This is a genomic window from Streptomyces sp. NPDC001941 (assembly GCF_040296945.1).
Taxonomy (GTDB): Bacteria; Actinomycetota; Actinomycetes; order Streptomycetales; family Streptomycetaceae; genus Streptomyces.
This window is the reverse complement of sequence record NZ_JBEOYE010000174.1, coordinates 1-9796: the sequence shown is the minus strand read 5'-3', so window position 1 is coordinate 9796 and position 9796 is coordinate 1. Positions and strand designations below refer to the sequence as shown.

The window sequence follows — 9796 nt, the reverse complement described above, 5'->3', positions numbered from 1 at the left end:
CGGTGGTCACGATCAGCACCCCGCTGCCCGCGCGGGCTGCGGTGCGCGCGGTGTCGGCGCAGGCCGGTCCCCGGCCGGTGCCGGTGGCGTCGACGACCACGGCCGTCGGGGCGCCGGTGCCGGTGCTGGTCGGCTGTCCGGGCCGTACCACCCGCACGCCGGCCGGCCTGGCCGGGGCGACGCGGCGGGTGCGTCCGCCGCCGCCCGCGGCCAGGGTGCCGTACTGGGCCCGTCGCCGTCCGTCCAGGACCTGGACCAGCGCGGCCGCCGAGGCCGCGTCGTCGGCCAGTACGGCGACGATCTCGCCGGCGGCCACGCTGACGGTCAGTCCGGCGATCAGGATGCGCTCGGCACCCTCGGGGCCCTCGGCCACGATCAGGTCCGCCACGCGGAGTGCGGGCAGCCTGCCCGCTGCTTCGGTCATCACTGGCTCCTCAAGTGCCGTGCGCCGCACGGGCGGACGGGGTGGGACGGTCGGGTTGCGGGGTGGGGGCGGCGGGTCAGGCCGTCTTGGGCTCCAGGAACTCCAGGCGGTTGCCGAGCTTGTCGAAGGCGTAGAAGCGGTGCATGCCGGGGAAGTTGTCGTCCCACGTCACCTCGTGGCCGCACTCCTCGAGGCGCTTGGCCAGGCCCTCCAGGGAGTTGACCAGGATGCCCGGGTGGGCCTTGCGGGCCGGGGCGAACTCCTGCTCCACGCCGAGGTGGACCTCCAGGCCGCCGCCGCGGAACCAGCAGCCGCCGCGCGCGGCGAGCACCGGGGGCTTCTCCAGCTCGGTCATGCCCAGCACCTCGCCCCAGAACTGGCGGCACAGGTCCTCGGCGCCCGGCGGGATGGCGAGCTGGACGTGGTGGAGGCCGTCGAGGGCGTAGTCGGGGGTGGTCTCGTTGCTCATGGTCGTCTCTTCTCGTGTGTGAGTGACTTGTGGGTGAGTGACTCGGGTGTGAGTGACTTTGGGTGTGCGTACAGGCGGGGCGCTCTACCGGGCGTCCGCTGTTTGACGGAACGTCAGTTTGCGTCGAGGCCGTCGTGGCGTGCGGCCATGCCGTCGCTGCGTACCGTGAAGGAGAGCTTGCGCACGCCTTCCTTGGCGCGTTCCAGGGCCTCCTGGGGCGTGTCGCCGACCGCGCACACGTGCGCGCCGCGCGCGAACGAGCCGGTCACCCCGTTGAGCCGCTTGCCCGGCTCGCGCAGCACCTCGACGTCGACGACGCCGTCCAGGGCGCTGGCCGCGTCCCCTCCGGTGACCTCGACGATCTCGCCGACGGCATCCGGGCAGGCGTACCAGATGGCGGCCGCGCGCGGCCCGTCCTGGGTCCGGGCGAGCGCGGCCCGCACGTCGTCGAGGACCTTGAGGCCGACGGCCTGGCGGGCCACCACGTCGATGAGGTCGACGCCGCTGACGCGGGCCCACAGCTCGGGGATCTCGTCGCCCGCCGGGCGCAGGTGGGTCTCCACGACGTGCACGGCGTCGGGGGCGACGATCACTTCGGTGTGGGTGACGCCACGGCGCACGCCGAGCGCGGTGAGCATGGCGCGCACGGTGTCGGCGACGCGGTCCGCGTCGGCGTCGGCGAGCGGGGCCGGGACGACGTGGCCCACCTCGACGAAGTGGTCGTGCTCGGAGATCTTGCGGGTCACGCCGACGACGAGGTGCTCGCCGTCCTCGCTGACGGCCTCGACGCTGTACTCCTCGCCGCTGAGGAAGGGCTCGACGAGCAGTTCGGGCGAGTCGAGGTCGCCCGCGCCGGTCGCGCCCCAGGCCAGGGCCCGCTCGATGTCGGCGGGTCCGTCGATCCGGGTGACGCCCTTGCTGGCGACGCCGCGGACGGGCTTGCAGATGAGCGGGTAGCCGACCTCCTCGGCGACCTTCAGGACGCCCGCCGCGTCGTGCACCGTCTCGGCGGTGACGCTGCCGGCGCCCGCCTCGGCCAGGACCCGGCGCATCTCGCACTTGTCGGCGACGGCGCGGACCGTCTCGGGGCTGTGCCAGGCGAGGCCGAGGTCGAGGCCGATGGCGGCGGTCTTCTCGGTGTCCTTCTCGGTGAAGTTGGTGAGCCGGTCGACCGGGTCGACCGCGTGGACGAACCGGGCGGCGGCGACCCACTCGTCGACGGACGCGTCCTCGCGCAGCACGATCAGCCGCTGGATCTTCTCGCGGCTGCGCAGCCGGGGCACGACCTCGGGCCGGCAGATCACGCTCGTGCGCAGGCCGGGCCAGGCGTCGCGGGCCCGGTCGGGCAGGTCGCGGCCGCCGCTGACGATCAGCAGGTGCTGGGGAGGCGGGGTGTCGGACATGGTGCTCCTCCGTGGGTGCGGGTGGGGTCAGGCGCCGGTCGGGGTGGACACGGGGGTGGCCTCCGCTCCGGCGGGGGCCGTCGGGGTGGTCTTCCGGGGGCGGGTGCCGATCCAGTTGAGGGCGGCGGCGAGCGGGAAGAACACGGCGAGGACCAGCCAGCCCGAGGGGCCGGTGCGGGCCAGGAGCCAGAGCACGACGACCGGTCCGGCGATCTCGGCGGCCGAGAACCCCAGGTTGAAGAAGGCCAGGTAGCGGCCCTGGGCGGCGGCCGGGGAGAGCGCGAAGGAGATCTCCCACGAGGACGCCGAGTGCAGGAGTTCGGCGACGGTCAGCAGCAGCAGTGCGCCCATGAGCGTGACGGAGGCCCAGGCGGGGGTGTCGACGACGCCGCTGGCGGCGAAGGCGCAGCAGGCGAACGTAAGCAGTACGGCGGACCAGTTGGTGGCGCGGGCGGCCGAGGGCAGGCTGTCGATGTGCCGGGTGACCCTGACCTGTCCGAGGACGGTGATCACGGTGTTGGTGGTGACCAGGACGGTGATCATCCAGTCGGGGGACGGGGTGTGTTCGGCGACCCACAGCGGGAGCACTGTGATGAGCACGGCGTCGTGCAGGAAGAGCACGCCGTTGGAGGCCATCGCGGCGACGAACCGCCAGTCGCGCAGGGGCGGTACGACGGTGGCCGCCGGGTCCGGCGCGCCGTCCTCGCCCTTGGGGGCGGAGGGGCCGACCTTGGGCAGCATGGTGACGAAGGTGAAGACGAACACGAAGCTGATCGCGTTGCCGATGAAGAGCCAGCGGAAGGCCGCCTCGGAGCCGGTGGTCAGGGCGATGCCCGCGATGCCGAACCCCACGGTGAAGCCGAGGTTGCGCAGGGACCTGATGAACCCCATGGTGCGGTTGCGTTCGGTGCCGGTGATCAGGCGGCCCACCAGGGCCTGGTTCAGGGGCTGTCCGGCGCGGTCCATCACGTACAGCAGGCTGGCCGTGACGACGAACTCGGTGAACCCGTCGACGTTGAGGTAGGCGAGGTAGCCGATGGCCCGCCACAGCACGACGACGAGCAGCACGTTGCGCGGGCCGAACCGGTCGGCGAGCCGGCCCACGGGCACGGTGGTGGCCAGGCCCACCACTCCGGCGATGCCCATGCCCAGGCCGAGCTGGGTCTCGCTCAGCCCGGCGAAGCGGGTGAAGTACAGGGCGGAGCCGGCCAGGAACATGCCGGTCCCCACGGATCCGACGAGCGCGTTGAGCGCGATGATCCTGGATTCCCTGGTGGCGGGCAGGGCCCGGGTGAACCGGGCCCCCCAGCTGGTGCGTTCAGTCATGGGTGTCTCCCTCGGGGCGTACGGGGGCGGCGGGTCCCGCGGTCCAGCCGGCCCGCCAGTGGTCCACCAGCCCGTCCCAGGTGTCCTCGGCGCCGGACGGCAGGTAGGTGCGCCGGATGGCGTGGGGTGCGGCCGTCCACGGGGTGGCGGGCGAGCGCACGGTGCCGAAGGCGAGCACGTCGTCGGCGAGCGGGGCGGCCGGGTCGGGGATCCCGCCATAGGGGTAGGCGAAGAGGCGGGCGGCGTCGGGCCCGTGGCGGGCCGCGACGTCCTCGATCGAGCCGAGCGTCTCCTCGCGCACCAGCCGCTCCGGGGAGCGGTCCAGGTGGGGGTGGGTGCGGGTGTGGGCTCCGATGAGGTGCCCGGCCGCGGCCAGCCGGTCGCACTCGTCGTGGCTGAGCTGGTCCTGGCGCGGCTGTGCGCTGCGGCGTCCGAGCAGGCCGGTGCAGACGAAGAACACCGCGCGCACGCCGAGCCGGTCGAGGATCGGGGCGGCGTGGGTGACGTTGTCCCGGTAGCCGTCGTCGAAGGTGACGAGCACGGTGGGCCGGTCCGGCTTGAGCGGCGCGCTGCCGGCGACCAGGGCCGAGGGTTCGTACGGCGCGAAGTCCTGGAGCACCCGGGTCAGTCCGCGTTCGAACTCCCCGGGGGTGAGCGCGGTGTAGTGCCGGACGTCGGGGTGGACGTGGTGGAAGTAGAGGACGAGCGGCCATCCGGGGGCGCTGCCCGTGGCCGGCTGGTGCTCGTCGGGTACGCCGGGGACGTACGGGACGGTGGCGGGCGTGCTCACGAGGCGTCCTCCGGGGCGGTCGGGGCGGCGAGCGCGGCGTCGCCCGAGACGGTGGAGGCGGCGAGCGCGGCGTCGTCAGCAGGACCCGTCGGGGCGGCGAGCGCGGCGTACATGACGGCCTCGACGGCCGCGGCCAGTTCGGCGATCCGTTCCGGGGCGAAGTGCCCGGTCGAGTACTTGAGGCTGAGCTCCAGCTCCCCGTCGACGATGTCGCCCTCCGCCATCAGCAGGTAGCGCTCGCGCTGCCGGGGCGAGCGGTGGGCGCCGAAGTCCTCGTCAGCGGGGCGCAGGACGGCGCCCGGATCCCGCTGCTCCAGCCTGAGCAGGTGGCCGCGGAAGTTCAGCCGGACCGCCGGCCTGGGCAGGGCCCGTAGTGCGGTGCGCTCGGCCTCGACGGGCGAGGCGTGGCGCAGGGCGTCGAACCCGTACCGGCGTGACGGGAGCGCGGCCAGTCCCTCCAGGGCGGCCCGCAGGGCGGCGGGGCCGTCGCCCTCGAAGCGCAGGACGGCGGGGAACGTGCTCTGTACGTAGCCGACGGTGCGGGACAGGTCGAGGTCGCCGACGGAGGTGTCGCGGCTGTGCGCGTACACGTCCACGCCGTGCGCGGGCCGACCGGTCCACCGGGCCAGGCCGCCCACCAGGGCGGCGAGCGCGAAGTCGTGCGGGGCGGTGCCGGTGGGGGGCAGGTCGTGGGTGACCCGGCGGGTGGCGTCGGCGGACAGCCGGAACCGGTGGGTGCGCAGGGTCGGCAGCCGGTCGTCGCCGTCCCGTTCGGCCCGCAGCGGCGAGAACTCCCCCGCCTGCGCGGCCCACCGGGCCGCGTCCTCGCGCGCCTGCGCACCGGCCAGCCAGTCGCGGGTCGCGGTGCCGACGGCGCGCGGTCCGGTGGCCGGCGGCTGCGGGGGCGCGCCGGACAGCAGGGCTTCGAGGTCGTCGACGAGGACACCCATGGAGACGCCGTCGAGGACGAAGTGGTGGACGGTCAGCAGCAGTCGGGCCGTGCCGTCGCCGATCTCGGTGTACAGCAGTCCGAACACCCGCCCCTCGGCGAGGGACATGGACCGCTGGGCGGAGGCCAGTCGCTCTTCCAGCCGGGCCGTGCGCTCGGCGGCGGGGACGGTGGAGACGTCGTCCCTGCGGACGGCCGCGGCAGGGTCGGGTTCGGTGAGGGAGGCGGTGCCGTCGGGGTGGAGTGCCGTGCGCAGCGCGGGGTGGCGGCGCAGCAGGCCCTCGGCGACGGCGCGCAGCCGGTCGGCGGCGAGGCCGGGTTCGGTGGTGAACAGGGCGTTGAGGCAGAAGTGGTCGCGGTCGGGGAGCTCCCCGTCGTGGAGCCAGCGCCGCTGGGCGGGCAGCAGGTCCAGCGGTCCGGCGTGCTCGTCCGGCGCGGGCGCCGTGGGGGCGGCGCGTCCGTCCGCGCGGGCCACCGCGGTGCGTGCGGTGCGTCCGGTGAGCAGGTCGGCGGGGCGCAGGGGGACGCCGAGGGCCCGCATGCGGGCGCACACCCGGAGGGCCATCAGGGAGTCCCCGCCGCGGGCGAGGAAGTCGTCGTCGGGGCCGAGGGCGGGGTCCTGGAGCAGGTGGCGCAGCAGGGTGACCACCGTGTCGAGGGGGGTGCGGGCCGCGTGCTCGTCCCGGGGCGCGGCGGCCTGTTCGAGGAGCGCGGCGGCCGCGGCGGCGGCGGCCCGCCGGTCGGTCTTGCCGGAGGTGGTGAGCGGCAGCCGGTCGAGGACGACGATGCGGCCGGGGACCAGGTAGGCGGGCACCCGCTCGCGCAGCCGGGCGCGGACGTCCTGCGGGTCGGGGCCCTGGGCGGTGCGGCCCAGGGCGGCGGCGAGCAGGTGGCCCCCGGCGCCGTCGTCCAGGGTGAAGGCGGTCGCGGAGGTGACGCCGGGGACGGTGAGCAGGTGGCGGTCGACCTCGTCGAGTTCGACGCGGTGGCCCCGTACCTTGACCTGGTTGTCGGCGCGGCCCAGGAATTCGAGGTGGCCGTCCGGGTGGCGGCGCACGATGTCCCCGGTGCGGTACATGCGGGCGCCGGGCGCCGTCGCGAAGGGGTCGGCGGCGAAGCGCTCGTCGGTGCGGGCCGGGTCGTGGAGGTATCCGGCGGCCAGCAGCGGTCCGCCGATCCACAGTTCGCCGCTGTCGCCGTCGGCCACGGGGCTGCGCCGCTCGTCGAGGAGGTGCGCCAGGCGCTCGCCGACCGGTCCTCCGATGGGCAGTCCGGCGGTGTCGGGCAACGGGGCGTGGGGCGGCAGCACCAGGGCGGTCGCGGTGATCACGGTCTCGGTGGGGCCGTAGCCGTTGACGAGGGTGGTGTGGGCGAGCGGGGTGCGCCGGTGGGCCCGGGCGTCGTCGGTGGTGGCGCTCTCGCTGCCGATGACCACGGTGCGGACGCCCGCGAAGGACGGACCCGGGGCGCCGTCGAGTTCGGCGCAGGCCATCCGCCAGTAGGCGGTGGGCAGTTGGAGGACGGTGACGTCCAGTCGCGCGGCCAGCTCGGCGAGGGCGCCGGTGTCGGGCACGCCCGCGCCGTGGAAGGCGAGGGTGGCGCCCGCGGCGAGGGTCGGCCAGATCTCCTCCTGGGCGACGTCGAAGCCCAGGCTGGCGAACTGCAGCACCGTGTCCCGCGGGGTGAGGCCGAGCAGGCCGACGGTGGCCCTGACGTGCCCGGCCAGCGCCGCGTGGTCGACCAGGACGCCCTTGGGCGCACCGGTGGAGCCGGAGGTGTAGACGACGTACGCGGGCTCCTCCACGGCCGGTTCCAGCGGGCGGCGCGCGGCGGCCGCCGCCTGGTCGAGAACCGGGCCGGTCCCGGGCTCGACGGTGGCCACGGCACCCGAGTGGTGCAGCAGGTGGTGGCGCCGCTCGTCGGGGGTGGCGGTGTCGACGGGGAGGAAGGCCGCGCCGGCCAGCCAGCTGCCCAGCATGGCGGCGACGGCCTCCGGCCCGGCGGGGAGGCGGATGGCGACGACGTCGCCGGGGCGGACGCCGAGCCGGTGGAGGTCGTGGGCACGGTCGGTGGCGAGCCGCCACAGCTCGGCGTAGCTGAGCGTCCGCGTGGGGGTGCGCAGGGCGGTCGCGTCGGGGTGCTCGACGACGCGTGCGTGCACGAGGGACGCCACGGCGGGCAGGTGGGTGGTCACGGGCGCGGGGCCGGGCGCGGTCATGGCTGGAGGCCGTTCTTCGTGGTGGCGGGGCCGCTGGGGTCGAGCACGAGCCTGGTCTGCGCGAGCAGTTCCGGCTGGTAGACGCTGTGGTGCTGGACGATGACGGTCAGGTCGGCGGCGGCGAGCCCGGCGCGCAGGTCACGGACCGGGGTGAGCGGCCGGCCGCGTACCGCGTACGTCTCGACGTAGGGGTCGTGGAAGGACACTTCGGCACCGGCGCCGAGGAGTTCCACGGCGAGCGGCTCGGCGGGCGAGTGCCGGGTGTCGGCGATGTCGGGCTTGTAGGTGACGCCGAGCAGCAGGATCCGGGCGCCGCGCACCGCAATGCCGTGCCGTTCCAGGAGGTCCCGGGCGCGCGAGGCGACCCAGACCGGCATGGAGTCGTTGACGCGCTGGGCCTGCTCGGCCATGCGGAACGGCACGCCCGCCTGGGTGGCGCGGTGGACCAGGTACAGCGGGTCCACGGGGATGCAGTGGCCGCCGACCCCGGCGCCGGGGCGGAAGGGGGTGAAGCCGAAGGGCTTGGTGGCGGCCGCCTCGATGGTGTCCCACACGTCGACGTCGAGGCGGTGGCAGATCTGGGCGAACTCGTTGACGAGCGCGAGGTTCACCTGGCGGTAGGTGTTCTCCAGGATCTTCGCGGCCTCGGCCTCGCGGGGCGAGCGGGTGACGTGCACCCGCTCGGTGAGCTTGCCGTAGAACTCGGCGGCGCGGGCGGAGCAGGCGGCGGTCAGGCCGCCGACCACCTTCGGCGTGTTGTGGAAGCCGTACCGGGTGTTGCCCGGGTCGACGCGCTCGGGGGAGAAGGCGAGCCCGAAGTCGCGTCCCGCGACGAGACCCGACTCCTCCAGGATGTCGCGCACCACGCCCTCGGTGGTGCCGGGGTAGGTGGTCGACTCCACGATGACCAGCTGCCCGGGCACCAGGTGGTGGCGGACCGTCCGCGCGGCAGCCAGCAGCGGTTCGAGGTCCGGCATGCCGTGGGGGTCGACCGGCGTGGGCACGCACAGCGCGATGATCGAGCAGTCGCGCAGGAACGCCGGGTCGGTCGTGGCGTCGAGCAGTCCGGCGACCCCGTCGAGCTCGGCGCCGGTCACGGTGTCCACGGGCGGGCGGCCGATGTTGACCTGGGCCACGAGGAAGTCGCTCAGGTCGAGGCCCCGCGTGCGGTGACCGGCCTTGGCCGCGGCCACCGCCAGCGGCAGGCCGGCGTAGCCGATGCCGACGACCGCGACGTCCACGGTGCGGGTCAGGTCGCGCTTGCGGTCACCGGCGGTGGCCGCGCCGGGCCCTTCGGGCGGCGCGGCGGCGATGAGGTCCATCTGTGCTCCTGGGCGGGAGGCGCGGCTGCTCCCGGGGAGGGAGCGCGTCGGGCGCGGGGCGGGGAGACGGGGGTGGGGGTGGAGGCGGTGTGCGGTGCGCGGTGCACCCGGCGTCGTACGGGACGGGGGTGCGCACGCTTGTCGTACGGGACCGAGGTGCGCACGCTGTCGTACGGGACCGAGGTGCGCACGCTGTCGTACGGGACCGAGGTGCGTGTCGTGCGCGACCGAGGTGCGCACCCCGTCGAACGGAGCTGGCGGCACGCGGCGCCGTCGTGCGGGACGGGCGGTGCGCACCGTCGTACGTCGTACGGGACGGGCGGTGCGCCTCCGCCGCGGCGGGGCCCGCTACCACCAGCCGTTGTCGTCCTCCGGCCCGGAAGGCACCTCGGTGAGGGTGGACACCGAGGGCGCGGCCTCGGTGTGGGCGACGGCCGTGGTGCCCGTCCCGGAGACGGCACCGGCGCCGAGCGCGGCGAGGGCGAGCAGGGCGGTGCAGAGACAGGAGCGAAGGGTCGCAGACATGGGTATCCCCCGTGATGTGGCGTGATGTGGCTCGTGATGGCGAAGAAGGTGTGCGGGCCGTTCGCTTCGGGACCGTGTGACCGGTGCCCGGCCGGGCTCGCAGCTCAACTGTGCTGGTCGGCGCCGTACCTGATCAAGGGATGCGAACGGCGTCGACCTGACATGGCGGGCACGTGCCACGGCCGCACCCTGTCTCAGAATTCGAGACCGGGGGCAAGGGAAGGGTCAAGTCCAACGCCCTCGTTGCGGAAGTCCGCAGGAAACGGGTCATGCAACGGCAAAGGGGGCGGGTGCCGGAACCTCTCGGTTCCGGCATCACCGCCACCGTCACCCTCAAGATCCCCTCCCTCGTCCCCGGCATCGACGACTG

The 9796-nt window shown here is 74.7% G+C and carries 7 protein-coding genes and 1 pseudogene; all 8 read right to left on the bottom strand.

The genetic code is table 11. From position 1 onward, the window contains the following. Positions 1 to 424, bottom strand: a pseudogene (locus ABT160_RS45365) (hypothetical protein); the annotation flags it as partial. 76 nt (positions 425 to 500) lie between these two features. Further along, complete coding sequence (locus tag ABT160_RS45360; RefSeq protein WP_351655854.1) at positions 501 to 893, bottom strand: VOC family protein; 393 nt, start codon at positions 891 to 893, stop codon at positions 501 to 503. A gap of 113 nt (positions 894 to 1006) precedes the next feature. Beyond that, a complete protein-coding gene (locus ABT160_RS45355) occupies positions 1007 to 2296 on the bottom strand; it encodes an ATP-grasp domain-containing protein (RefSeq protein ID WP_351655851.1) in 1290 nt (429 codons plus the stop codon). Between the two features lie 27 nt (positions 2297 to 2323). After that, positions 2324 to 3622 (bottom strand): MFS transporter, encoded by a 1299-nt coding sequence (locus tag ABT160_RS45350; RefSeq protein ID WP_351655848.1) that lies wholly within the window; start codon positions 3620 to 3622, stop codon positions 2324 to 2326. Next, positions 3615 to 4412 (bottom strand): polysaccharide deacetylase family protein, encoded by a 798-nt coding sequence (locus tag ABT160_RS45345; protein WP_351655845.1) that lies wholly within the window; start codon positions 4410 to 4412, stop codon positions 3615 to 3617. The genes ABT160_RS45350 and ABT160_RS45345 overlap by 8 nt, the downstream gene beginning before the upstream one ends. Then, positions 4409 to 7579, bottom strand: a complete 3171-nt coding sequence (locus tag ABT160_RS45340) for a non-ribosomal peptide synthetase (protein WP_351655842.1) — start codon at positions 7577 to 7579, stop codon at positions 4409 to 4411. The genes ABT160_RS45345 and ABT160_RS45340 overlap by 4 nt, the downstream gene beginning before the upstream one ends. Beyond that, positions 7576 to 8901 (bottom strand): nucleotide sugar dehydrogenase, encoded by a 1326-nt coding sequence (locus ABT160_RS45335; protein WP_351655839.1) that lies wholly within the window; start codon positions 8899 to 8901, stop codon positions 7576 to 7578. The genes ABT160_RS45340 and ABT160_RS45335 overlap by 4 nt, the downstream gene beginning before the upstream one ends. Positions 8902 to 9249: 348 nt before the next feature. Continuing rightward, entirely contained in the window at positions 9250 to 9426 is a 177-nt protein-coding gene (locus ABT160_RS45330; protein ID WP_351655837.1) for a hypothetical protein, read from the bottom strand. Between the last annotated feature and the right edge of the window lie 370 nt (positions 9427 to 9796).

What these genes read in the sequence shown, in the direction of transcription:
- ABT160_RS45330 (WP_351655837.1), bottom strand. Translation starts at nt 9,426, where the DNA reads ATGTCTGCGACCCTTCGCTCCTGTCTCTGCACCGCCCTGCTCGCCCTC.
- ABT160_RS45340 (WP_351655842.1), bottom strand. Translation starts at nt 7,579, where the DNA reads ATGACCGCGCCCGGCCCCGCGCCCGTGACCACCCACCTGCCCGCCGTG.
- ABT160_RS45360 (WP_351655854.1), bottom strand. Translation starts at nt 893, where the DNA reads ATGAGCAACGAGACCACCCCCGACTACGCCCTCGACGGCCTCCACCAC.
- ABT160_RS45350 (WP_351655848.1), bottom strand. Translation starts at nt 3,622, where the DNA reads ATGACTGAACGCACCAGCTGGGGGGCCCGGTTCACCCGGGCCCTGCCC.
- ABT160_RS45355 (WP_351655851.1), bottom strand. Translation starts at nt 2,296, where the DNA reads ATGTCCGACACCCCGCCTCCCCAGCACCTGCTGATCGTCAGCGGCGGC.
- ABT160_RS45335 (WP_351655839.1), bottom strand. Translation starts at nt 8,901, where the DNA reads ATGGACCTCATCGCCGCCGCGCCGCCCGAAGGGCCCGGCGCGGCCACC.